Genomic DNA, 23423 nt, shown 5'->3' with positions numbered 1-23423 from the left:
TGTTTCTTTGCTAGACTGGCTACCATGCCGCGCACCGCGATTTATCTAAGACAGTCCGAAGACAAGACCGGACTCGAAGCCGCTGTTCAGCGCCAGGAGTCATCCTGCCGGAAATACGCCGATGCCAAGGGCTGGGATTCCCCGGAGGTCTACGCTGACAACTCCATTAGCGCCAGCAGCGGGAAGAATCGCCCCGCGTTTGAAAAACTGGTGAAGGATATGGAGCAGGGGACCGTTACGCGTCTGGTTGTCTGGCACCTGGATAGGCTCACCCGAAACATGCGGGACCTAACGCGCGTCATCGAAGCTGGACAGGCTCACCGCGTGAACATCGCATGCGTTCATGGGGTTTCGCTGGACCTAGGAGACCCTACAGGCGTTGCAGTAGCGCAGATCCTAACCGCTATCGCCTCTATGGAGGTCAAGCACAAGGGGAACCGTCAGAAGGCGGCCAATAGGCAGCGAGCCGAAGCCGGCAAGGCGTTCTGGAGTCGCCGCCCATTCGGGTACGACCGAACGCCGGAGGGCGTGGTTTTCGTCGTGGATGATGAGGCCGAGCTGATCCGTTCCGGCGCTGACCAGATATTAGCCGGCGTGACACTTTCAAGCGTTATGCGGGAATGGGACGCCGCTGGGGAGACGACGACCGCGGGCGGAAAGTGGGGAGTAACCCAGGTGCGCCGCCTTATGTTGAATCCGCGGTACGCAGGGCAGCAGATCTACAACGGAGAAGACATGGGCGCGGGAGAGTGGGAGCCCATTCTCGACGTGGAAACTCACAAGCGTCTGGAAGTTCTTCTAATGGACCCCCGACGCCGCACGGCCCCGGATGATCTCAACTCAAAATATCTGCTGTCAGGTATCGTCAAATGCCACAAATGCGGAAATCCGCTCTATGCCGCACCGCACAAGGCTAAGGGCCGGTCAGTCATGGTCTACCGGTGCTTGGGCGGTTACTGCCTACAGAGGCAGATGGAGCCCGTAGACGAATTGGTAACCGCCGTCATCGTTGCCAGGCTCGCCCGTGCAGACGCATCAAAGCTTTTTGTGGACTCTGACAAGGTGGCCGAGTTGCGGGCCCTTGCAACCGATTTGCGGGGCCGCCGTGATGCTCTCGCTGCGTTGCTCGCTGACGGGCTTTTATCTCCGACCGCCGTTAGGGAACAGTCCGCCAAGATTAGCCGCGCACTATTGGAAGCGGAAACAGCCATGAGCGCCGCTGAGGGCGTAAATCCGCTGGCAGGCGTGATAGGTGCAGAAGACGTTTCTAACTCGTGGGAAGCCCTGCCCCTGACCAGCAAGAAGCAGGTAATCCGCTCCCTGGTGGAAGTAACACTGCTGCCCGCCGGTAAGGGTGTCAGATTCAACCCGGAGCACGTCAAAATCGAATGGAAGAAGGCCTAACTTTGAGTGACTACATGACGGTGTTTTGCGACAGTCTGTCCAGTAAGCATGGGAAAAAGCACCCAACCCCGGCAGTTCAAGAATTCGTCTACGCGGAGCACCGTAGGGACGATTTGGGTATGGGGTGGACTGACAATAACCACCGTCGAAAGCGTCTGATCGAAGAGCGCGCACACGTAGACGTTGCGCGTGCCCTTGTTGGCAATGAGCGCTACAGCCGGGAAAAGCACCAGGGACGAGAGCGCCGGGAGTCCTATTCGTTCGAATGCCTCAAGTGTGGTGAGGGCGCAGACATTCGACACGAAAAGATGTACTCCGCGTTTTCGAAACTGCGGGAGCTGGGAATTGACCGGGTGTCTTTGGCGACGCTCCGAGACGTTGCGGCGCGATTGAGTGTGTCGCCTTGACCTAAAAGGAAAAGGTAACGTAAGTTAGTCGTAGGTCGCTTCGGCGGCTGACCGGGTGAATAGAACCCCCCTCGCTGGCCAGAGGTTCGAAAGATAACGGCGGCAACGAATGGGCACATGAGGTGCCAAGGCTATAGAAAGCCAACTTCCCCCCGGATGACAGATTGTTTGTCATACCCGGAGGGATTTTTTTTGTCTACCTGGACGAAAGACCGCGCCAAAGTTGCATCACTATCACGTGTGCGACCGTCAGATGACCCCGAGCTAGTAACCGCCCGCCGCAATCTCAAGGCGGCAAAGCTCGAAGAATACGTAGCCCGCGTAGTAGCGAAAGCTCCAGCACTTACACCAGAGCAGATCGACCGTGTTTCGGTTCTCTTGCGTGGTGGTGCTGCGTGACCCCGGCACGAGAAAGCCGCCCAGGCAGGGGAACCCGGACGGCTGAAATCTCTAGCGGAGATAAGCCCAGCATAACAGCGGCCGGCAGCTACACAGCGGCTGAATCGCTGGTAACCGGTGTGCATGTCGTGGTGGTGGAGACCGCCGCCGGGCATCACCGCCGCCGCGTCTACCTCGCTTTGGATAGTGCCCAGCGGGCCGCTGACCGGGCCATCATGGCCGGGCACTCTGCCCACGTCATTCTCTGCCAGCTCACGCCCGTCTCAGGCGGTGCCTCGTGATTACCGCTGCAGAGTGGATCTCTTGGGAGTTCCGCCGATTCCTCGCCCTGCACGATCCGGCATACCTGCTGGAGCTGGAGGCGGCCGAATGACCATTCCCGATTACTTCCGCGCCGAAGCTTTCGACGCCCCGAACATTGTCGCTCTGAACGCCGAGGGGGAGCAGCACCGCGGCCAGGCCCGCATGGCTTACCGCCTCGCGGCCGCTTACGGTTCCGGCCTCATGTTTGTCCGGGGCATCGGTTGGCATGTCTGGGACGGCCAGCGGTGGGCCGAGGACGAAAAGGACACCGCAAAAACAGCCGTGCTCGACGTGCTGCGTCGGGCACTGGCCGAATCGCTCGGTGACAAGGAACTGCGGACAGATGTTCGCAAGTGTGAATCATCGGCCGGCGTCGCCGGGGTCCTGGATCTTGCCTCAGCTCTGCCGACGCTGCGGGCCTCTATCGCTGACCTTGACGCGGACCCCTACCTGCTGAACTGTGCTAACGGCACGCTCGATCTGCGGACCCGCCAGCTACGGCCGCACAGCCCCGCGGATCGCATCACCCGAGTTGCCCGCGGCGCATACGATCCCACCGCCGACCGGGGCACATGGGACGGTTTCTTGTCCGGGGTCCTGCCGGACGACGAAGAGCGGGCCTACCTGCAACGGGTCATCGGCCAGTGCGCTTACGGCCGCGTACGGGAACACCTCTTCCCGGTCCTGACCGGCAGCGGCTCCAACGGCAAGGGCACCGCCTACGGCGCCATTACCAACGCGCTGGGGGACTACGCGACGATCATCAACCCGGATCTGCTCATGGCATCCGAGCGCGGCGGCGGGGGACCGGAAATGATGACCCTGCTTGGGGCCCGGCTTGTCATCGGCTCAGAAACGGAAGAGGGCCGGCAGCTCGACGCCGCCACCATGAAGCGGTTGACCGGCGGCGACGAACTCACCGCCCGGCGGCTCTACCAAGAGCCCGTGAAGTGGATGCCTACCCATCAGCTTGTCTACGTGACGAATCATCTGCCCAAGGTCAAGGGCAACGATCCCGCCGTGTGGCGCCGCATCCGGGTTATTCCGTTCGACGTGGTGGTGTCCGAAGCCCAGCGTGACCAGGAACTGCCCGAACGTCTGGAGCTGTCCGCCGACGCCATTCTCACATGGGCAGTTGAAGGCTGGTTCGACTATGAAGACCAGGGCGGCATGAATGAGCCCGAGAGCGTGCGCCAGGCCACGGACAACTACCAAACCGAATCCGACGCACTCAAGCGGTTCATTCACTCCGAATGCGTCACCGGACCTCACGTCCACGTGACCACCCGCGAACTCTACGGGGCATGGACCAGTTGGGCCGCCGCAGACGGCGCCGACGCAATGACCGAACGGGCATTCGCCAAGGAGCTTGACCGGCTCGGATTTGAAGCCCGGAAGACGCGCATCGGGGCATCGCGCGCCGGCGTTGCGCTGCGGTCCGAAGACACCGAAAACGGAGGTTGGTGACGCTTGTGACGCTTACTTACAAACTCCCTCACGAGAAGAAACATAGAAAAGTTTGCGAACATCCGTCACAAGCGTCACACGCCGACCAGGAACCCCGGAATCTAGACACTTTTCGACCAGCCAAGGAGAACACCAATGTTCCGTGCCGCCGCCGATAAATGGGCAATGAACCAAGGCCCCATGAAAGCCCGGGCCGCGATACTCCACAGCCCGGACGGTGGAACCCACCAAGGAATCCATGTCCGCCAGGTCAGCACAAACGCATGGATCGTCATGCCGGAAGATCAGGCCGTGCAACTCGCAAATGACATCATCGACATCATCGAAGCCCGACAGGAAAGAGAAGAATCATGACACCTACAGCACCTTGGACTTGCCCCGACTGCGGCGGCGCGTGGATCAGGAACTTTGTGTTCGACCACAACCCCGAGACGTGCCAGCTGCGTGACCGTGAGGACGCCACGCAGTGCGCCGATCACGAACGGCTCGACGGGACTTCCCTGCCCCTGGAACGCCCCGCGACGCCCACGGAGATTCAACTCGCGGACGTTGTGCGCGGATTCGCACTGCTCAGGGCAGCCCAGTACGTCGCGCCGGGGCAGCCGGCACCCGAGAGCAAGCCGGTAATGACGAAAGTCTCCCGGCTCGCCCCCGGAGTGCATTGCCGCATCATTGCCGGAGTGGACCCGGACGAACTCGCCAAGGCGGGCCAAGCATGAGCGCCACGCCGCTGGAAGCATCCGGCATCAAAGCACTGCAGACAGAACGCGCCGCCCGCAAAGCCGCTGAACGTGAAGTCGCCAAGCTCCGGGACCAGCTCGCCACCGTCACGGACGCCCAGAAGCTTTGGGACCGAGTAAAGGCAGCGGAAGACCGGGCCGAGCTCTGGGAACTCAGATGCAAAGACTCCGGCCGCACAGTGAAGCACTTCAGGGCCGAGTACGAGAAATACCGGGACCTCTACCAAGAGGCCCGGATCAACAACAACATCTACGCAGACTAAAGACAGGATCCCATCATGACCAAGCAGGGCAACAACACCAACACCGACGACACCACCGCAACGGAAGGCGCCCCCAAGCCGGGCCCCGCGGCCACCCCCGAAGCCCCAGAGACGACCGAGCCCACCGCGGCCGCGACAGAGCCCCAGACCGAGGCCACGGGTGACCTCAGTACTACGGAGCCCACCGACGACGGCGAAGGCGAAGGCGGCAACAAGGCAGGCCGCGAAGCAGCCAAGTACCGGCGGCAGCTCCGCGACACCGAGGCCGAGCGGGACACCCTCACCGGGACCGTCGATTCACTCCGCAAGCAGCTCATCAACCAGAACATGCCCCGCTCGAGCAGCGTCAACTCCGACGCGCTGTGGAAGGCCGGCTTCACCCCGGCCGAGATGTTTGCAGAGGATGGCAGTATCAACACGGAAAAGCTCACAGAGGCGGCGAAGGCCACCCATGAACTCTTCGGGCTCAGCTACGGGGCTAAGTCCGTCGTGCGGCGCTCCGGGGACCGCTCAGAGGACCTTAGCAGCCCCAGCGGGCCATCGTGGGGAGAAGCGCTCAACGCAGGGAAGTAGGCCCTAGGCCATCGCGGCGCCTGACTGATAGAATTGCAGCAATGTAGTTCATCGGCCAGGCGCCGCCGCTACGTTACGAAGCCCCAGGACGGGCACCGGTAGAGGATTGATCCTCCCGGAATAGCACACTCCCGCTAATTCCCGTCCTTGGAGGACAAATGACTTTTCTTGAATCAGCCGCCGGCGGCATCCTGCCCACCGAATACGCAGAACTCATCACCAAGCCCGTCACCGCGCAGGCCCTCGCTTTCAACCCGGCACTCGCCACCGTCGTCAACACCGGGTCCAAGGAACTCCAGGTTCCTATCCTCAACTCCGACGCCGGCGCCGCATGGGTAGCCGAAGGCGCCGAAATCACCCCGGACGATCCGTCCATCGGTGAACTGACCATCACGCCCCGCAAAGTCGCCGGCCTCACGATCATCTCCAGCGAACTGGCGAAGGACTCCAGCCCCGCAGCGCAGGAGCTCGTAGGCCAGGGCCTCGCCCGCTCCATCATCAACCAGATCAACGCCGCGTTCCTCGGTGACCTCGCAGCCCCGGCGCCCAAGGGCCTCGAATCCCTGCAGAACGTCACCGAGCTCACCGGAAGCCTTGCCAACCTCGACGTGTTCGCAGAGTCGATTGCCGCGGCGGAAGACGAAGACGCACAGATCAGCGGATTCATCGCCCACCCCTCAGACGCACTCCTGCTTGCCAAGCTCAAAGAAGCCACAGGGTCAAACAAGACCCTCATGGAGGATGCCCGCACCATCCTCGGACGGCCGCTTATCGTCAGCCCCAAGGCCATCCCCGGCACCGTCTACGGAGTAGCAGCCCCGCGCATCATCACCGTGCTCCGGGAAGACGTAGAGATTGCCGTCTCAGCGGACAGCCACTTCACATCCGACCGGGTAGCCATCCGCGCCACCCTCCGCGTTGGCTTCGGATTCCCCGACGAGGCCAGCATCACCCGCATCACCCTCAGCTAGACAGGCAGTGACCCGAGGCCCTGCATTCACCACGAGTGCAGGGCCTCACCCATACCCAGCCCGCATTTCAAATGCGACCCTTCCAGCATGTGGACGATAGAAGGACTTAGCACGATGACCCACCTGACCCGCAGAGAACAGATCCGCGCCATCACCACAGCAGCGCAGGCAGGCCAGACCTACTGCCCCAGATGCGGCATACCACTGAACTACAACCGCGGCGGCCTGCCCAACAGCTCGACCTACGACACCTCCACGGATACAGTCACCTGCTCACGCTGCGCAGAACCACGCACCAGCACCAGGACCACACCCAGCACGCGCAGCCAAGACACCGAGCCAGCAACTCCCAGCTTCACCGGCTGACCAACCCGCCGGCTGTATGGGTACTGGGGCTATGAGGTTCAACCCCTGCCGCGTTCGCACCTCTGCCATAGCGAGAAAATATCCCCCCGTCGGCGTGGAGAAACCGCCAGGCCCGCTATCCGCGAACCTCACAGATACCCGCCGCGTATCTCTCGAAGCTCAGAGGGGGATAAGCCCTATGGCTAGAGGGGGGCTAGCAGACACCAAGGAACCCAACCGCCCCACCCCCGCATCATGGACCCGTCAGGAGCCCTCCAGCGGCACACAACAGGGTGGGGAAGGCAGGTTCGGCCCGTTTTCAGGCCCTAGCACCTCTAGCCATAGCTATCCATACACGGCTAAATCCGCAGATGCCATATTCCACAGATGCCTTTGGGGGTACTCGCTCAGTGCGTACCCCGGACTTTGCGCGATCCCGCAAGGTGCTCTCTTTTGAACTGAGGTCATACTGGGGTACGGACTCTATCCGCAGCCTGCCACGGCTGGCGGCCAAGGGTGTCCACAGTATGTACACCCTTGGCGCTAAGCGAGGCCTGCTAAGACCTCGGCACTACCGACCCCCATAGGGTATGCGGCATCCGCACACCCTCACGACGACGCAGAAAAGCCCCGGACCGATTACCGGAGCCGGGGCAGTTCCTGCGGGCTGAAACAGATTCAGGCCAGGGCGGCCACCTCGACGGTGGTTTCAACGGTGCTGATGTAGGACGCCATTTCCAGCAGGGCGGCAGAGTACTCCCGGACTTCCGCCGGCGTCATGGGGTCGTCATCGGTTGTCCATGGAGTCATGGTGAAGGTGTTGGTATGGCGGACCCATTCCGAGCAGATCCGCCACCGGGCGCCGGTCATGCTCTTGCCAAGGTAGATGTCACATTCAGCGTCCAGGGGAGTGAAGCCGGCAGGAACGGGCGCAGCGTTGGGCATCGTGGTGGTGTTCATGGTGAGACCTGTTTCTGTAGTTGTGTGCGTCCCCAGCGGACGCGGTGACTGTATCCGGTGACTATGACAGGCAGGGCAGGTTCTAAGGATGAATCGGATCTAAAGAACTGGCTTGTCATAGTCCCTCGTCCCGTCGAACTCCCGCCGCCCCCGCCCCTTGTCTGCTGCATTCCACGCCCGTAGCCCGCCACGGTTTCCGGGGCAGGCTGTAGCGCAACCGTTCACAGGGCCCGAGTGAACGGCAGCCACGGCGGTTCATGGCTTGAAGAGGGGTAGTACCGCGCCCTATTGAGTACGTCGAAGGGCTGGAACACGTGAACGAGACGTTCAGCAAGTGGCAGGCACTTTGGGCGCCTGCCACAGACTCAGCGGCTCGGCAGGCTAAGCCACGATTTCAGACATGGGGCATCCGAAGAGCCGGGCCAGGGTAGCCATTTCAGCGGCGGTGAGCACGACGTCGCCGGAGAGTTTGGCCGTGAGCTCTGTTTCAGTGATCCGCAGACCGGCGGCAATAGCGGCCGGCGAGACGTTCCCCATGCGTTCCCGAATCAGGGACAGCGTTGCATCGTAGTAGCTGTGCATTACGCGCCCTGTCCTGCCCAGTAGATGACGGCGGCGGGGTAAGTCAGTGATGCGGCGCCCATCACTGCCCAAATCAGGCCGGCGGCTGTATTCTCAGCATGGCGGCGCAGCGGAGACTGTTTGCCGGTGGAACTCACGGCGGGGGAATCTGTAAAGTGGTGCATGTAGTCGCTCCTTTTAAGCGGTTGCCACGCCCCGGACTGTTTGCAGCAGTGCCGGGGTTTTCCATCTGCGGAAGTAACCCCTACTTTGCACGGCTATGGTTCCCGTCGTCTTCGGCGTACTCCCGCTTACCGTCGTGTTCGCCGTCTTTCCCGGCCTGGCTGCCATCAGCCTCGGACTGTGACGGCACCAAGGGAGAAAACAGCAGCATCAACCCTCCAGCAAAACTGACAGGAACCCGGCAGAACTGAAGTCGAACACACCAGGAAGAAAGACCACCGAACCGCCAATCCAAGGAGAACCAATGAAGCAGATCCTGTACCGCATGGCGCTCTTGCTCTACACCACCAGCCTGATGCCCGGACTGGTCCAATCCCGCAGGGCTGAGAAGGGAAGGGGAAAGCATCCGGAACTTTCCGGCGACCACCGCGAGCGGGGTGACGTGCCGGGGTGGGTCATGATCACCCTCATGTCGGCAGTTTTGGTGGCTGCCCTCCTCGCCCTCGCGGGACCGGCGCTCGAAGGACTGTTCAACCAGGCCATGGACAAAGTGGGGCAGTAGCACGTGCGTCCGGCAGGCGGCGGCCACGGCGGAACCGACGAACGAGGTTCGGCCGTGGTGGATTTCGTCCTCGTGGGTGGCCTGCTGACGCTGTTCTTTCTCGCCATTGTCCAGCTCACCCTTGTTCTCCACGTCCGGAACACACTGATCGACGCCGCAGCGTCGGGTGCCAGGTATGGCACGCTCGCGGACCGCGGTTCCGCGGACGCACGGGACAGGACCGCCCAGCTGATCGGCGTGGCCTTGAACCAGGACTTCGCTACCGACGTGGCCACGAGTGAGGTCACCTACCAGGGCATCCGGACGCTTGAAGTTACCGTCCGGGCACCCCTGCCCATCATCGGACTCATTGGGCCCCGGGCCGTACTGGAGGTGAAGGGGCATGCCGCTATCCAGCCTTAATAGGACCGGCAGGCGGCAGGCACCGGAGGCCTGCTCCCGGAAGGAGGTCCCACGCGCCGGCGCTGACGTCTGCACCGCTGAAGCTCAGGGCTGCACCGTTGAGGACGTTGCCGAACGGGGAAGCGCCGTCGTTGAATTCACGTTCCTGTCCCTGCTGCTGATGGTGCCGCTGGTTTATTTCATCATCACGATGGCCCAGCTCCAGGGCGGCTCTTTTGCCGTGGTGGGCGCGGCGGACCAGGCCGCCAAGGTCTTCGTCGCCCAGCCCGACGCCGCAGCCGGCCAGGCCGCCGCCGAGCAAGCTGTGCTGCTGGCGCTCGCGGACCATGGGCACACAGCAACGGACGCCGAAGTCGAGACCAGCTGTGCACCGGCAGACTGCACGGCAGGCTCCGCCGTGACGGTCACCGTCCATTTGACGGTGCCGCTGCCGTTCCTTCCGTTCAGCGGCGTGCTGGACCTGAACGCCGGGCGGCTCAGCGCCTCCGCGACGCAGCTGGTGGGCCGGTTCCGATGACCGGGGGCGGCAAACGGGCCGGACCCCTGCGGCCGCTCCGGCCGGCACCCGGCGGCCAGCAGCGCGACGGCGGGCAAATGATGGTGCTGATTATCGGCTACGTGCTTCTGGCGCTGCTGCTCACCACTGTGGTGGCCGCCGCGTCCAGCGTCTATCTCGAGCACAAGAAGCTCCTTTCGATGGCCGACGGTGCTTCGGTGGCGGCCGCAGACAGCTTCACCCTGGGACAGCTCGAATCCGGAGGGGCCAGCCCCACCGCCATCCTGACCGGCGCCCGGGTGCGCGGGGCCGCCGCCGAGTTCCTGGACCGGAGCGGTGCCTTCTCCCGGTTCAGCGGGCTCGCCGTCGGATCGGGGACGGGAAGCCCGGATGGTTCCACCGCCGTCGTGGTCCTGAGCGCCGCGGTGCATCCGCCGGTAGTGAACTTTCTTGTCCCGGACGGCATCCGGATCGAAGCCAGCTCGACGGCTCGTTCCCGGCTCACACGGTAGGCCCGGGGCCGGTTGTCCCGCGCCGGTCGCCCGGCGGGTCTTGCGGGGAGGGTCCTGCGGGGCGGTGCCCGACCGGCAACACCCGAGTGGGCGGGCGGCCCCGTGCGGGCCGCCCGCACGGATAGCGTAGGCTTAAAAAACCATGGCAAACATTGATTTTCCCGCAGAAATCCGAGCCCTCCGCGCCACCTACGTCTCGATCGAAAACGTTTCGAATGTGGACGCGCTGAAGGAGGACATCGCCGAACTCAGCGAACGGGCCGGCGAACCCAACCTGTGGGACGATCCCGCGGCCGCCCAGGTGATCACCTCGCGACTCTCGCACCGCCAGTCAGAACTGGCGCGCCTGGACTCCCTGGTGTCCCGGATCGACGATCTTGAGGTCCTCGTGGAGCTGGGTCAGGACGAGGACGACGCCGCTTCCATGGGCGAAGCCGCCACGGAACTGGACTCGATCCGCAAAGCACTTAAGGACCTTGAAGTTGTGACCCTCCTGTCCGGGGAATTCGACGAGCGCGAAGCCGTCGTGACCATCCGCGCCGGTGCCGGAGGAGTGGACGCGGCGGACTTCGCCGAGATGCTGCTGCGGATGTATTTGCGCTGGGCCGAACGCCACGGTTACCCGACCACCATCATGGACACCTCTTATGCCGAAGAAGCCGGTCTCAAGTCCGCCACATTCGAGGTCAAGGCACCCTATGCCTACGGAACGCTCAGCGTCGAAGCCGGAACGCACCGCCTGGTCCGGATCAGCCCCTTCGACAACCAGGGCCGCCGTCAGACCTCGTTCGCTGCCGTTGAAGTCATTCCACTGATCGAGCAGACCGACTCCATCGACATCCCGGACAACGAGATCCGTGTCGACGTCTTCCGCTCCTCCGGCCCCGGCGGACAGTCGGTCAACACCACCGACTCCGCCGTCCGCCTGACCCACATCCCCACCGGCACCGTGGTCTCGATGCAGAACGAGAAGTCACAGCTGCAGAACCGGGCAGCCGCCCTTCGGGTGCTGCAGTCCAGGCTCCTGCTGCTGAAGAAGGAGCAAGAGAACGCGGAGAAGAAAGCATTTGCCGGCGACGTCAAGGCCTCCTGGGGTGACCAGATGCGCTCCTACGTCCTGAACCCGTATCAAATGGTCAAAGACCTCCGCACGGAGTACGAGGTCGGCAATACCTCGGCCGTGTTTGACGGTGAGATCGATGACTTCATCGACGCCGGCATCCGTTGGCGCACCGACAACCGCAACGCAGAGAGCTAAAGTACGTACCAGTTGCCTCTTGCGTCACATGCGTCGCTCGGGTCTAATCCTGCGACACGCCCCGTGCCCGGGCGCATCCTCCGAAGCCCGTGCGTATAGTCGAGAAGCCGGAGCTCTACTTCCCCCACTAGAAAGCCCGCGCACCGGCAGCAGTACTGGACCGTATCCGTCCATGTCCTGCAGGGTACTTAGGGCCATGATCCGTTTCGAAAATGTCACCAAGGTCTACGACCAGACGGCGCGACCAGCGCTGGACTCGATCAACCTTGAGATCGACCGTGGTGAATTCGCTTTCCTCGTCGGCGCCTCGGGTTCCGGTAAATCGACGTTCCTGCGACTGGTCCTCAAAGAGGACCGCGCCTCCTCCGGCGCCGTGTATGTGGCCGGCCAAAACGTCGCGAACATCTCCAGCTGGCGGGTGCCCAGGCTCCGGCGCGGCATTGGCGTGGTGTTCCAGGACTTCCGCCTGCTGCCCCAGAAAACTGTCTTCGCCAACGTCGCGTTCGCCATGCAGGTAATCGGCAAGAGCCGCAGCGTCATCCGTGACACCGTCCCCGAGGTCCTAAAGACTGTCGGACTGGAAGGCAAGGAAAACCGGCTTCCGCACGAACTCTCCGGTGGCGAGCAGCAGCGTGTGGCGATCGCCCGCGCCGTCGTCAACCGGCCGGGCATCCTGCTGGCCGATGAGCCCACCGGCAACCTGGACCCCACCACGTCCATGGGCATCATGGGGGTACTGGACAAGATCAACCAGAACGGCACCACCGTGGTCATGGCCACCCACGACGACGACATCGTCAACGAGATGCGCAAACGCGTCGTCGAACTCCACCACGGTGTCATCATCCGGGACGAGGCCAAGGCGCTCTATACGGCCATGATTCCGGTGGTAGGACAATCCCGCCGCCTGCGGGATGCCAGTGGGCGGGACCCCGAAGCCGCCGCCGCAGCGCCGGCCGCAGGGGAGGGCCGGCTGTGAGGCTCCAATTCGTTCTCGCCGAAATCGGCAGCGGCCTGCGCCGCAACCTTTCCATGGTGGTTTCGGTCATCCTGGTGACCTTCGTGTCGCTGACGTTCGTCGGCGCCGCCGGCATGCTGCAGTTGCAAATCAACCAGATGAAGGGCTACTGGTACGACAAGGTCCAGGTCGCCATCTTCCTCTGCAGTGACGGCTCGGCTGCGGCCAGCTGTGCCAGCGGCCCCGCCACCCCTGAACAGCAGGACAACGTGGCCAAGCTCCTCCAATCGCCGGCGGTGGCCCAGTACGTCAACGACTTCCAGTTCGAGTCCAAGGACGATGCCTACAAGCACTTCAAGGAACAGTTCTCCAACTCGCCGATCGTCGACTCGGTAACGCCCGACCAGCTCCCGGCATCCTTCCGGATCAACATGAAGGATCCGGAGAAATACCAGATCATCAGCGAGACCTTCTCCTCCCAGACCGGCGTCGAAACGGTGATTGACCAGCGCCAGCTCCTGGAGCGGCTGTTCTCCGTCATGAACGCCGCGTCCCTCGTGGCCGTCAGCGTGGCTGGCGTGATGATCATCTGCGCCCTTTTGCTCATTGCCACCACCATCCGGTTGTCAGCGTTCAGCCGGCGGCGGGAAACAGGCATCATGCGTCTGGTCGGGGCCTCAAAGATGGTGATCCAGCTCCCGTTCATCCTCGAAGGCGTGATCGCCGCCGTGATCGGAGCGGCCCTTGCCTCGGGGACGCTGTGGGCGGTGGCGCACTTTTTCCTGGGCGGCTACCTGTCCCAGCAATATCCGGATACCCCTTTTATCTCCGCAGGTCAGACCCTTGTCCTGGCGCCGGCACTGATCGGCCTTGGTGTACTGCTGGCAGGCGTATCATCTCTCCTGACCCTTCGTCGATACTTGAGGGTCTAGCGTGCAAAACGAAAAAGGACACCCCATGACAGCGATACACCGGACCGCCCCGCGGTCGGTTCCGATCCGCCCTTGCCAGGCGGGTCGGCGCAGCCGCCTTGTAGGCGCGGTGCTGGCGCTCGTCCTGGCGGCGAGCATGGGGGCCTCGACGCCGGTGGCCTTCGCCGACACCCTGGAGGACCAGCAGGCAGCTCTGCGGGAAGAAGCAGCCCGCGTTCAGCATTCCCTCGAGTTTGTGGACTCCCGGATCGCCCAGGCAGCCTCGGACCTCGTCCTGTACCAGGGCCAGCTCCCCGGTGCACAGCAGGCCTTGCTCGAAGCCCAGGGACGCGTTGCCGGCGCCGTCAAGGAAGCCGAAGCCCTCGCCGCCCGGGTGGATCTGGCTCAGCAGAACAAAGCCAAACTCACCCAGCAGCTCGAGACGGACAAGCAGAAAATCGCCGACACGAAGAAGCTGATCGGGCAGATCGCCACCCAGGCTTACAAGTCCGGCGGGGTTCCCTCCAACCTTTCACTTTTCTTCGGCTCCAACAACAGCGGCAGCCTCACGGAGACGATCGACCTGGCCGACCAGGCGATGCGAAGCCAGAACTCCGCGATGGACAAGCTGACCCAGCAGAACGCCACCAACGTTAACTCCCAGGCCCGGCTCGAAGCGGTGGAAACCGAAATCAAAGACCTCAAGTCCAAAGCCGATGCCGCACTGGCCCGCGAACAGGCCGCCCGCGACGAGGCCGAAGCCAAGAAGTCCCAGGTGGACAAGCTCATCGCCGACACCACCCGGCTCGATGCCGAGCTGCAGGCCGCCAAGCCGGCGATCCAGACCCAGCTGGCCCAGGTCAAGACCCAGCAGGACGCTGTGGCGGCGGACATCGTCGAGCGTGACCGCAAGCTGCGTGAGGCCTATGAAGCCGAACAGCGCCGCATCGCCGAGGCCGCCGCTGCTGCGGCTGCCGCAGCCGCTCGCGCCCAGGGCCAGGCCCAGGCCCAGCCGGCGCCGTACGTGCCCGCCGCGCCAGGATCACCATCGGCTTTCGGCCTGCAGCATCCCCTCAATGGTGTTCCGATCACCTCAGGCTTTGGCTGGCGGGCAACACCGCCAGGCACCATCGACTTCTATGGCCAGGGTGGCTACATGCACACCGGTATTGACTTCGGCGCGGCCTGTGGCACCCCGGTGTTCGCCGCCGCGGCCGGAACCGTGTTCTCAGCCGGCTGGGCCAACGACGGCGGTGGCAACAACGTGAAGATTTCCCACGGTGTGGTCCAGGGCAACTCATTGACGACGATTTACTACCACAACACCTCCGTCGTGGTCTCGCCCGGCCAGCAGGTCAGCCGGGGCCAGCTGATCGCTTATTCCGGCACCACCGGCAACTCCACTGGCTGCCATTCGCACTTTGAAACCTGGCTCAACGGCCGCGCCGTTGACCCGATGAACCTGCTCTGATCCGCCTGCAGCGGAAGGCCGGCGGCCGGGCCGCGGGCCTGCCGTAAACTGGAAGAAGCCCGCGCCGTTCCGGCGTACGGCTTCCCCATCGATTCAAGGAGTTCCACCGTGCCGAAAGAAAGTGGCCGTAAGGTAGTGGCCACCAACCGCAAGGCCCGGCACGACTACCACGTCCTCGATACCTACGAGGCCGGGATTGCGCTGATGGGAACCGAAGTAAAGTCCCTCCGTGAAGGCCATGCCTCCATGGTCGACGGTTTCTGCACCTTCTACAACGATGAGCTGTGGATGGAAGGTATCCACATCCCCGAGTACCACCAGGGGAGCTGGACCAACCACGCCGCCCGCCGCCGTCGGAAGCTGCTGCTGCACCGCGACGAGCTGACCAAAATCTCGCACAAGATCCGCGAATCAGGTTTCACGATCGTCCCGCTCCAGTTGTACTTCGTGGACGGCCGGGCGAAAGTGGAGATCGGCGTCGCCCGCGGCAAGAAAGAGTACGACAAACGCCAGACCCTGCGGGAGCAGCAGGACAAACGCGAGGCCCTGCGCGTCATGCGCGAGCGGAACCGGCGCTAGCAGTCCCCGCTGCGCATGCCGCGGGCATGAAACGGCGGACATGTGCGTTATGCTTGGTAGTCCGGGCGGGATCCGCAAGATCCTGAACGGGTTTGATAAAAAAATACGGGGATGATCGGTTTCGACGATGTTAGTCGCGACAGGTGAAGCGGGCCGAGGATGCAGAATTATCTCGTAAACGCTGTCTGCAAACCAATAAGTGCCGAATCAAAACGCACTGACTTCGCTCTCGCTGCCTAAGCAGTAAGACAGTCCGTCAGCCCGAGGTTGCTATTGCCCCGGATCCTGGCGTCATTTAGATAGCCACTGCTGTTTACCCCCGTCATCGGGGTGAACGGGACTCTTAGATGACTGGGCCCGGATCAGCCAGCTGTTTGTAGCATGGCTGGGGCCGAGAAAATCCACCGCAAACTGCGCCCGGAGAAGCCCTGACAACACGACATCGGACGGGGGTTCAATTCCCCCCATCTCCACCATAGGTGCGCCGGGAACGGCGTTCCACCCCGTATGGTTCCAGACAAAAGGCCGGAAGCCTCAGCTTCCGGCCTTTTGCTGTGCCGGAATGTTCTCAGGAGCGGTGCCCCGGCCAGGAACCCGCTCAGCGCTTCTTGATGTGGGCAACCGGGTCGGCGTGGGTCTCCGCGACGTTCTTGGACTTCTTCTCGGCGCGCTTTTCCTTGATGGTTTTCACCGGCTTCTTGGTCAGGTGCCGGTGCGGTGATTTGTCAGGCATTCAGGCTCTCCCTAACAGCAGGGGGCCGATTTGGCCCCGTGCTACTAAGTTACGCCTCGGGCACCGCAACGTCCACGATGCCAACGAAGCGGCTGCCCACACCTTCGTACTCGCTGCGGACCAGGCCGGCGCCGGTGCCGGGGATCTCGACCGACGAATGGTGCGCGCAGCACACGTAGGTAAAGTCCGGCCACCACTTCTTGGGGCGGGCCGCCTCGGAGAAGCCGCACACGGCACAGGTGAGCTGGACCCACACCGGGCGTTTGCCCGTCCGGTTTTCTTTGGACTGGATCAGCCACTGCGGGGGATTGTCGCGGAGTTCACTGAGCTCGTCGTCGCTCAGCCTGGACGGAATACCGTGACGGTGCGCCATCTCCAGCGGAATGTCGAGGATCTGGGCTGCAACACGACGGGTAACCATTCTTCAACGATACGCGATGGCGGAGCCCCCGGACCGCCTCCCCCGGGCCGGGGTAAGGCTTGTCACAGGGCGCTGACGGCCAGGCCAAGTCCGGCTGCGGCCAAGCCAGCGATCAGATTGACGCCGACGTTGAGTGCGGCGGCGCGGTACCGCGTCTCACTGACCAGGCGCACCGTCGCGGTGGTCCAGGAGCTGAAGGTGGTAAGCCCGCCGGCCAGCCCGGTGGAGAGACCGGCCTGCCATTCGGGCCCCAGCCCCAGCTGCCCGGTGACCCCGAGGGAAGCGCCAATGATGAAGGATCCGGTCACGTTCACCGCCAGTGTCGCCCAGGGCCAGTGGGGACGGGGTCCCACGAGGTGGGCAAACCAGGAGTCGACGGCGAACCGCAGCAAGGCGCCCGCGATCCCGAAAGCCCCGATGACGATGGCGGTGATCATGACGCTCCGCCGGTCAGGTCGGCCACGGCTTTTCCGGTCTTCCATCCGGCGGCGGCAGCGGCGAGCCCCAGGACAAGTGAGAGCCCGAGGTAGGCCAGCCAGCCGGCATGGAAGCCGCCCCGAAACTGCTGGTCGATGACGAAGACCACCGCCGAAAAGGTGGTGAAGGACCCCAGCAGCCCGGGGCCAAGCCCCGCCCGCAGCCAGAATGCGGTTTTAGGACGTGCAATCCAGACTGTGGTGAGGGTGGCGAGGACAAAGCTTCCGACGACATTTATCACCAGCGTGGTCCAGGGAATTGTCCCCGCGGCCTCAGGAAACAGCAGTCCCGCTCCATACCGCAATTCCGTGCCGATCAGCCCGCCGACGGCGACCGCTGCCCACGCGCTCCAGCCCGGGAGGGCAGGACGCGTGGAGGGGGCCGTCGGAGAAGGTGGCTTCGCCATGCGTTTCACACCAGCGCTCCGGTCCACACGGCCCGCACTCAGAGCCGCCCGAGGCTGCAGCCGGGGTGGGCAGTATCGCTGAAGACCCAGAGGGCGGATGCGACTTCCTCGGCGAGGTCGACGTCCTGCCGGGCCGCACCGGATCCGATGCGCACCACGAGCGCGCCACCGAAAGGTTTGCGGCCCACCACCTCGACGTCGGCGTCCAGATCGATGTGTTCGGCGGAAAGGTAGCGCAGGAGCTCGGGGTTTTCGTCACTGATTCTGGTGATCCGGCCGGTGTGCCCGTCGTCGAGCTCGCTCATCCGGTGGGCGGCCGGCATCAGCACAGTACCGTCTGCCGCCGGGATCGGGTCGCCGTGCGGATCCCGGACAGGGTTGCCGAGCTTGGCGGCCATCCGCTCGATGAAGGTTTCCGAAACCGCATGTTCCAGGAGTTCGGCCTCGTCGTGGACTTCGTCCCAGCGGTAGCCGAGCTCCTGCACCAGGAACGTCTCAATGAGCCGGTGCCGCCGGACCATGGACAGCGCCAGCCGGATACCCCCGGCCGTGAGTGTTACGGCACTGTAGGGCTGATGGTCCACCAGTCCCTGGTCTTTGAGTTTGCGGACCATCTCCGAGACCGAGGAATTGGCGACGCCGAGGCGTTGGGCCAGCTGGGTGGAGGTGATGGGCTTGTCCTGCCACTCCGTGAAGGAGTAGATGACCTTGACGTAGTCCTCGATCGAGGAGGAGGGCAGGCTGGTTTTCACAGCCACCAGCCTACCGTCAGGCGGCGCCGGAGAACGTGAGCCACAGCAGGACCAGATTGAGCGCCACCACCAGCACCACGCTGATGATGGCGGCAATGCGCAGTGGCATCCCATCCGCGAAGCGGCCCATGAGCGCCTTGTTACTGGTCAGCACGACCAGGGGAACGAGCACGAAGGGAATGCCAAAACTGAGGACGACCTGACTGAGGACCAGGCCCCAGGTGGGATCGAAGCCGACGCTCAAGAGCACCACGGCCGGGATGAGGGTGACCACCCGGCGGGCCATCAGCGGGATCCGGATCTTGAGCAGCCCCTGCATGATGGATCCGCCCGCGTAGCAGCCCACGGACGTGGAGGCCAGGCCGGAGGCGAGCAGGCCAACGGCGAAGACGACGCCGACGACCGGTCCCAGGCTGGCGGTGATGGCTGCGTGGGCTCCCTCGATAGTGTCCGTGCCCTCTTCGCCGCCCAGCGTCGAGGCGGCCAGCAGCAGCATCCCGACGTTGACGATGCCGGCGACTGCGAGGGCTGCCACCACGTCCCAGCGGGTGGCCCGGACCAGGCGGGCCAGTGCCGTCGGCGGCACATGGAGATGGGGGTTGGGACGGTGCCGGTCCCTGGACAGGGCTGAGTGAACGTAAATTGCGTGGGGCATCACCGTGGCGCCCAGCATGCTGGCCGCCAGCAGCACGGTGTCCGGTCCTTGAAAGCCTGGTATCAGGCCGGCCGCGACTCCTGCGGGATCGGGGGGGCTGATGAAGAGGCCGGTAAGGAATCCTATGGTGATGATGCCCAGCAGGAACATAATGACGAACTCGAAGGGCCGTTGCCTGTTCCGGGCCTGCACGGCGAGCAGGGCCATGGAGACGCCGCCGACAATGACGGCGCCCAGGGGCAACGGCAACCCGAACAGCAGATAGAGCGCGATCGCTCCGCCCACCACTTCGGCCAGGTCCGTGGCAGCGGCGACGATTTCGGCCTGCACCCAGAACGCCCGGCGCCACCACGGCTTGAGCCGCTCACCGAGGATCTCGGGAAGGCTCTTTCCGGTAACGATGCCGAGCTTGGCGGACTGGTACTGCACCAGCACGGCCATGATGTTAGCGGCCACCAGTACCCAGACCAGGAGGTAGCCGTACTGTGCGCCGGCCGTCAAATTGGCGGCGACGTTGCCGGGATCCACGTAGGCTATCGCGGCAACGAACGCCGGGCCCAGCAGGCCGATCATGGCCCGGCGGCCGCCCGGTGGCCGCCGCGGCGGTGTGTCCGAAGCCGCGAATTCGTGTCCTGTTACATCCAGCACGGCAAGGCTCCCTGGGTAGGTGCGTCGGCAGTGACGCGGCCGGTGGCGGGGATAGGTACCGGCACCGGAGTTCACATTGCCTACAAAGAAGTTTTAGGCGTACCGAAACCATAAGCCAGTGCGGCGGGTCAGGGCAACGTGAGGGTCCTCACCGCCGCCGGGAAGGTCCGACCGCACCGGCCTCAGGCCCGGATGGCCCGCCAGCTCTGCGTCAGGTACGGCAGTGCGATGACGTCCCCGGGGCCATGCCCCAGATGTTCATGCAGATACCAGTCAAGGTTGTCCAGTACCCTGGCGCGGGCAGTCGCGCCGGCGGCCAGGTAGTAGCTGCGGGATTTGGTCAGTTCCAGGATGTCCGCCGTCCGCAGCGGATCGTCCCAACAGGTGAGGTGGCTTTCCAGCCCCGTGAATTCCGGGCCCAGCGGCGGGATGAAGTGCGGTTTGTGAACATCTCCCGCGTGCATGATGCGCGAGAGCCGGTGCACCCAGGGAACAGACGTGTCCAGCTGGTTCCATATCAGCCCCAGAGTGCCATGCGGACGGAGAATCCGGGCGATTTCCGTGCTGGCCCGCAGCGGGTCGCACCAGTGCCAGGCCTGGGCGACGGTCACGACGTCGAACGCGCCGCCGGCCAGGCCCGTGTGCTCAGCGGTACCCTCGACGGCGGACACGCCGGGCAGTGCCTGTCGGAGTTGTTCAAGCATGTCGGTGGAGGGGTCGACGGCCACGGTGTGCAGGCCGCGCCCGGCGAGCAGCGCCGTGAACTTCCCGGTCCCGGCGCCGAGGTCCGCGGCGTCGACGGCGCCGGCGGGGATCAGCCAGCCGGCCGACTCGGCCGGGTACCCGGGACGGACGCGGTCATAGTGTTCCCCGCCGTCCTGGAAGCTTTGCCCCAGCTCCCGGCGCCGTTCCTGATCGAGCTGGGGGCCGCCGTGGGCTTTGGGTCCGCCGCTTGCCACGTGCGATCTCCTTCGGCAGATCCGGATGGGTACCTGTCGAATTTACCGCACGTGGCAGCGCCCGCGCCTCCTGCTCCGTCCGCTCTGTCAGTCCAGCGTGCAAGGGGCCGCGCCGGCGGTGCCGGGGGTGTTGGGGGCCCAGTGCGGGTAACTGCGGGTGTCATTGGACGGCACCCAGCGTCCCGTGTCCACGACATAGTCCCACCCCAGGCCGTTCCGGCGGAGTTCCTCTATGGCGGAAATCAGCCGCTGGGCGTCCTCCAGCCGGGAGCCCAGGCCGAAACTTGCCCGCAGCGAGCCCGAGGGCAGACCAAGCCGGCGGAGCAGCGGATGCGCGCAGAACCGACCGTCGCGCAGTCCGATGCCGTGTTCGGCCGACAGGTACGCCGCCACCAGCCCCGCGTCGTAGCCTTCCAATGAGAAGTTGACGACGCCGATCGTGCCCGTGCCGGACCCGGAGCCGGCGGCAGCGTCGAATGAAGCACTGTCCGAGAAGATCTGGTGGACCGTGACTCCATCGATTCCGGCCAGGCCTTCGACGAGGAACGCGCGGATGGCGTCTTCGTGGCCCCGCCACTGCGCCGCGTCCAGGCCGGCGATGACCTGGGTGGCCCGGGCCAGGGCGGCAGCACCGAGGACGTTGGGGGAGCCGCCTTCATGGCGTGCGGGGCCGGTGGTCCAGCTGACCGAATCGACCCGGGCATCCTGCACGGCTCCGCCGCCGGCCAGATGGGGCGTTCCGGCATCGAGCCAGTCGGTGCGGCCGATCAGCACACCTGCTCCGAAGGGGGCGTAAAGCTTATGGCCGGAAAAAGCAAGGTAGTCGATGCCGTCAGCGGCCATCTCGATCCGCCGGTGCGGGGCCAGCTGCGCAGCATCGACGACGATCCGGGCGCCATACTCGTGCGCCAAAGCGGCGAGGGCCCGGACCGGCAGGATCTCACCGGTGACGTTGGAGGCGCCAGTGACGGCGAGCAGATTCACTCCGCCGTAGGCGAGTTCCCCGCGGAGCAGTTCCAGGGTGCCGGCGAGAGTCGGTGCAGCGATGACGCTGCGGTGTGGCACACGCTGCCACGGCAGGAGGTTGGCATGGTGCTCGATGTCGAGGTAGAGCACCTCACCGGAGGACACGCCGTCGACGACGGGCAGGCACCCCGCCAGCAGGTTCAGGGAATCGGTGGTGTTGCGGGTAAAAATCACCGCATCATCCGGCCGGCCGCCGACGAAATCCCGGACGATGGTGCGGGCGTTTTCGTAGACGGAGGTGCTGATCTGGGAGGCGTAGCCGGCACCGCGGTGAACGCTGGCGTAGAACGGCAGGATCTCGTTGAGGTAGGCCGAGACCACGGAGAGGGCCGGAGCCGAAGCGCCGTAATCCAGGTTGGCGTAACGCACATGCCCCCCCTGGATCAGCGGCGCCTGGATCTCCGCGCCGGTCACCGCGGCCAGCGGCCGGCGGGCGACCTCAAGTCGCGCCCGGGTAAGGGCCGGTCCGGTCCTGGCCGGACGTCCAGGAGCCGCGGGACGGGGTACGGGAATGGTGGCAGTTGGCATGGGACCTCGCTCGAAAATGGACCCCCGTGCCGGGAATCCGCGCTTGCCGGGTCCATTCAGGACCGGCCAGGTCGTCACCCGGGGCACCCCGCCGCGAATGGAGGGTTGCCGGCCAGCAAACCGGGGTTTCGCGCTGGCACTCGTGACCTTTTTCGAGCGTAGGCCATGCCTGCTGCCGCAGAAAAGGCAGGGCAGGATTGTGAAGTGCTTTGTTACGGAGCGGCCGTGATGGTAGGCCGCCGGATCCTACAGCAGGTCGTCGAGCCCCGGGTTGAGGCGCTTGAGGACCTCGGAGTGCAGGATGGAGTTGGTCGCAAGGGCGTTGCCGCCGAAGGGACCGTCCTCGCCCTCGAGGGACGTGAAGCGGCCGCCGGCTTCCGTGACAATCGGGACCAGTGCGGCCATGTCGTAGAGGTTCAGTTCCGGCTCGCAGGCGATGTCGACGGCGCCTTCGGCCACCATGCAATAGGACCAGAAGTCACCGTACGCGCGGGTGCGCCAGACCTCTTCGGTGAGGCCGAGGAATTCATCGAAGTTGCCGCGTTGCTTCCAGCCGCCCAGGGACGAGTAGGAGAGCGAGGCGTCCGTGAGCTTGGAGACATTGGAGACCTTCAGCCGGGTGGCCGCCGCCAGCGACCGTCCCATGTACGCTCCACCGTCCTTGGCGGCCCACCAGCGTTTGCCCAGCGCCGGGGCGCTTACGACGCCAACGACCGGCTCGCCCTCGTCAACGAGGGCGATCAGGGTGGCCCAGACGGGGACGCCGCGGACGAAGTTCTTCGTCCCGTCGATCGGGTCGATGATCCAGCGGCGCGAGCCGTGGCCGGAGCTGCCGAATTCCTCCCCGAGGACGGCGTCGCGCGGCCGGGAGCGGGACAGCTGGCCGCGGATGGCTTCCTCGGCGGACTTGTCAGCGTCGGTCACCGGCGTCAGGTCCGGCTTCGTCTCGATCCGAAGATCCAGCGCCTTGAAGCGGCTCATGGTCTGGGAATCCACGGAATCTGCCAGTACATGGGCGAGGCGGAGGTCATCGTTGTAACTCGAAGCGGGTTGGCTCATGGATCCAAACTACCGGCAAACCGGGCGGGGGAGC

The 23423-nt window shown here is 64.4% G+C and carries 30 protein-coding genes, 1 other RNA gene and 1 riboswitch; of the genes, 19 read left to right on the top strand and 12 right to left on the bottom strand.

Annotated features, from left to right (window positions below; translation table 11 throughout):
• The first annotated feature begins 24 nt into the window (after nucleotides 1-24).
• From VUN84_12450 to VUN84_12410, 9 genes are all read left to right on the top strand, one after another.
• A complete protein-coding gene (locus VUN84_12450; protein ID XAS63114.1) occupies nucleotides 25-1404 on the top strand; it encodes a recombinase family protein in 1380 nt (459 codons plus the stop codon).
• Nucleotides 1405-2341: 937 nt separating this feature from the next.
• Nucleotides 2342-2491 carry a hypothetical protein gene (locus VUN84_12445; protein XAS63113.1) on the top strand — a complete coding sequence of 50 codons (150 nt, stop codon included), beginning with the start codon at nucleotides 2342-2344 and terminating at the stop codon, nucleotides 2489-2491.
• 88 nt (nucleotides 2492-2579) lie between these two features.
• On the top strand, nucleotides 2580-3980 hold the full coding sequence (locus tag VUN84_12440; GenBank protein XAS63112.1) for a phage/plasmid primase, P4 family: 1401 nt from the start codon (nucleotides 2580-2582) through the stop codon (nucleotides 3978-3980).
• Between the two features lie 135 nt (nucleotides 3981-4115).
• Complete coding sequence (locus VUN84_12435) at nucleotides 4116-4334, top strand: hypothetical protein (protein ID XAS63111.1); 219 nt, start codon at nucleotides 4116-4118, stop codon at nucleotides 4332-4334.
• Nucleotides 4331-4699 (top strand): hypothetical protein, encoded by a 369-nt coding sequence (locus tag VUN84_12430; protein ID XAS63110.1) that lies wholly within the window; start codon nucleotides 4331-4333, stop codon nucleotides 4697-4699. The genes VUN84_12435 and VUN84_12430 overlap by 4 nt, the downstream gene beginning before the upstream one ends.
• Entirely contained in the window at nucleotides 4696-4983 is a 288-nt protein-coding gene (locus tag VUN84_12425; GenBank protein ID XAS63109.1) for a hypothetical protein, read from the top strand. The genes VUN84_12430 and VUN84_12425 overlap by 4 nt, the downstream gene beginning before the upstream one ends.
• Before the next feature lie 15 nt (nucleotides 4984-4998).
• Nucleotides 4999-5556: a hypothetical protein gene (locus VUN84_12420; protein ID XAS63108.1), complete on the top strand. Its 558-nt coding sequence runs from the start codon at nucleotides 4999-5001 to the stop codon at nucleotides 5554-5556.
• A 158-nt stretch (nucleotides 5557-5714) separates the two neighbouring features.
• Nucleotides 5715-6527: a phage major capsid protein gene (locus VUN84_12415; protein ID XAS63107.1), complete on the top strand. Its 813-nt coding sequence runs from the start codon at nucleotides 5715-5717 to the stop codon at nucleotides 6525-6527.
• 114 nt (nucleotides 6528-6641) lie between these two features.
• A complete protein-coding gene (locus VUN84_12410) occupies nucleotides 6642-6893 on the top strand; it encodes a hypothetical protein (protein ID XAS63106.1) in 252 nt (83 codons plus the stop codon).
• A 657-nt stretch (nucleotides 6894-7550) separates the two neighbouring features.
• On the opposite strand, the gene VUN84_12405 is transcribed toward VUN84_12410, so the two are convergent.
• The 3 genes from VUN84_12405 to VUN84_12395 form a co-directional block, all read right to left on the bottom strand.
• The gene (locus VUN84_12405) at nucleotides 7551-7832 is read right to left on the bottom strand and encodes a hypothetical protein (protein XAS63105.1); all 282 of its coding nucleotides are present in this window, start codon (nucleotides 7830-7832) and stop codon (nucleotides 7551-7553) included.
• Nucleotides 7833-8213: 381 nt separating this feature from the next.
• A complete protein-coding gene (locus VUN84_12400; protein XAS63104.1) occupies nucleotides 8214-8414 on the bottom strand; it encodes a hypothetical protein in 201 nt (66 codons plus the stop codon).
• Nucleotides 8414-8578, bottom strand: coding sequence for a hypothetical protein (locus VUN84_12395; protein XAS63103.1), 165 nt, complete (start codon nucleotides 8576-8578; stop codon nucleotides 8414-8416). Before VUN84_12395 ends, VUN84_12400 begins: the two co-directional genes overlap by 1 nt.
• Before the next feature lie 302 nt (nucleotides 8579-8880).
• Here VUN84_12395 and VUN84_12390 point away from each other — a divergent pair, with 302 nt between their 5' ends.
• The 10 genes from VUN84_12390 (at nucleotide 8881) to ssrA (ending at nucleotide 16201) form a co-directional block, all read left to right on the top strand.
• Nucleotides 8881-9138 carry a hypothetical protein gene (locus VUN84_12390; protein ID XAS63102.1) on the top strand — a complete coding sequence of 86 codons (258 nt, stop codon included), beginning with the start codon at nucleotides 8881-8883 and terminating at the stop codon, nucleotides 9136-9138.
• 57 nt (nucleotides 9139-9195) lie between these two features.
• Nucleotides 9196-9540, top strand: a complete 345-nt coding sequence (locus VUN84_12385; GenBank protein ID XAS65848.1) for a TadE family protein — start codon at nucleotides 9196-9198, stop codon at nucleotides 9538-9540.
• Complete coding sequence (locus VUN84_12380) at nucleotides 9521-10057, top strand: hypothetical protein (GenBank protein ID XAS63101.1); 537 nt, start codon at nucleotides 9521-9523, stop codon at nucleotides 10055-10057. The genes VUN84_12385 and VUN84_12380 overlap by 20 nt, the downstream gene beginning before the upstream one ends.
• A gap of 77 nt (nucleotides 10058-10134) precedes the next feature.
• Nucleotides 10135-10548, top strand: a complete 414-nt coding sequence (locus tag VUN84_12375) for a hypothetical protein (protein XAS65847.1) — start codon at nucleotides 10135-10137, stop codon at nucleotides 10546-10548.
• 142 nt (nucleotides 10549-10690) lie between these two features.
• Nucleotides 10691-11806 (top strand): peptide chain release factor 2, encoded by a 1116-nt coding sequence (gene prfB, locus VUN84_12370; protein XAS63100.1) that lies wholly within the window; start codon nucleotides 10691-10693, stop codon nucleotides 11804-11806.
• A 196-nt stretch (nucleotides 11807-12002) separates the two neighbouring features.
• Nucleotides 12003-12785 (top strand): cell division ATP-binding protein FtsE, encoded by a 783-nt coding sequence (gene ftsE, locus VUN84_12365; GenBank protein XAS63099.1) that lies wholly within the window; start codon nucleotides 12003-12005, stop codon nucleotides 12783-12785.
• The gene (ftsX, locus tag VUN84_12360) at nucleotides 12782-13696 is read left to right on the top strand and encodes a permease-like cell division protein FtsX (protein XAS63098.1); all 915 of its coding nucleotides are present in this window, start codon (nucleotides 12782-12784) and stop codon (nucleotides 13694-13696) included. Before ftsE ends, ftsX begins: the two co-directional genes overlap by 4 nt.
• A gap of 25 nt (nucleotides 13697-13721) precedes the next feature.
• A complete protein-coding gene (locus tag VUN84_12355) occupies nucleotides 13722-15146 on the top strand; it encodes a peptidoglycan DD-metalloendopeptidase family protein (protein ID XAS63097.1) in 1425 nt (474 codons plus the stop codon).
• A 108-nt stretch (nucleotides 15147-15254) separates the two neighbouring features.
• Nucleotides 15255-15725 (top strand): SsrA-binding protein SmpB, encoded by a 471-nt coding sequence (gene smpB / locus VUN84_12350; GenBank protein ID XAS63096.1) that lies wholly within the window; start codon nucleotides 15255-15257, stop codon nucleotides 15723-15725.
• Between the two features lie 107 nt (nucleotides 15726-15832).
• Nucleotides 15833-16201, top strand: a transfer-messenger RNA (tmRNA) gene (gene ssrA / locus VUN84_12345).
• Nucleotides 16202-16323: 122 nt separating this feature from the next.
• Here ssrA and VUN84_12340 read toward each other — a convergent pair.
• The 9 genes from VUN84_12340 to hisN form a co-directional block, all read right to left on the bottom strand.
• Nucleotides 16324-16458, bottom strand: a complete 135-nt coding sequence (locus VUN84_12340; protein XAS63095.1) for a hypothetical protein — start codon at nucleotides 16456-16458, stop codon at nucleotides 16324-16326.
• A 49-nt stretch (nucleotides 16459-16507) separates the two neighbouring features.
• Nucleotides 16508-16879 carry a hypothetical protein gene (locus VUN84_12335; GenBank protein XAS63094.1) on the bottom strand — a complete coding sequence of 124 codons (372 nt, stop codon included), beginning with the start codon at nucleotides 16877-16879 and terminating at the stop codon, nucleotides 16508-16510.
• Nucleotides 16880-16941: 62 nt separating this feature from the next.
• The gene (locus VUN84_12330; protein ID XAS63093.1) at nucleotides 16942-17316 is read right to left on the bottom strand and encodes a CrcB family protein; all 375 of its coding nucleotides are present in this window, start codon (nucleotides 17314-17316) and stop codon (nucleotides 16942-16944) included.
• Nucleotides 17313-17762 carry a CrcB family protein gene (locus VUN84_12325; GenBank protein XAS63092.1) on the bottom strand — a complete coding sequence of 150 codons (450 nt, stop codon included), beginning with the start codon at nucleotides 17760-17762 and terminating at the stop codon, nucleotides 17313-17315. Before VUN84_12325 ends, VUN84_12330 begins: the two co-directional genes overlap by 4 nt.
• Nucleotides 17763-17800: 38 nt before the next feature.
• The gene (locus VUN84_12320; protein XAS63091.1) at nucleotides 17801-18514 is read right to left on the bottom strand and encodes a metal-dependent transcriptional regulator; all 714 of its coding nucleotides are present in this window, start codon (nucleotides 18512-18514) and stop codon (nucleotides 17801-17803) included.
• A 16-nt stretch (nucleotides 18515-18530) separates the two neighbouring features.
• Nucleotides 18531-19742 (bottom strand): Nramp family divalent metal transporter, encoded by a 1212-nt coding sequence (locus tag VUN84_12315; GenBank protein XAS65846.1) that lies wholly within the window; start codon nucleotides 19740-19742, stop codon nucleotides 18531-18533.
• Between the two features lie 257 nt (nucleotides 19743-19999).
• Nucleotides 20000-20776, bottom strand: coding sequence for a methyltransferase domain-containing protein (locus VUN84_12310; GenBank protein XAS63090.1), 777 nt, complete (start codon nucleotides 20774-20776; stop codon nucleotides 20000-20002).
• An 87-nt stretch (nucleotides 20777-20863) separates the two neighbouring features.
• The gene (locus VUN84_12305; GenBank protein XAS63089.1) at nucleotides 20864-22330 is read right to left on the bottom strand and encodes an aminotransferase class V-fold PLP-dependent enzyme; all 1467 of its coding nucleotides are present in this window, start codon (nucleotides 22328-22330) and stop codon (nucleotides 20864-20866) included.
• Between the two features lie 34 nt (nucleotides 22331-22364).
• Nucleotides 22365-22478: riboswitch (SAM riboswitch) on the bottom strand.
• Nucleotides 22479-22576: 98 nt separating this feature from the next.
• Nucleotides 22577-23389 carry a histidinol-phosphatase gene (gene hisN, locus VUN84_12300; protein ID XAS63088.1) on the bottom strand — a complete coding sequence of 271 codons (813 nt, stop codon included), beginning with the start codon at nucleotides 23387-23389 and terminating at the stop codon, nucleotides 22577-22579.
• Between the last annotated feature and the right edge of the window lie 34 nt (nucleotides 23390-23423).

The sequence above is a fragment of the Micrococcaceae bacterium Sec5.8 genome (assembly GCA_039636775.1).
Taxonomy (GTDB): domain Bacteria; phylum Actinomycetota; class Actinomycetes; order Actinomycetales; family Micrococcaceae; genus Arthrobacter.
Note: the sequence above shows the minus strand (reverse complement) of the source record. Positions and strands in the feature narration are given on the sequence as shown.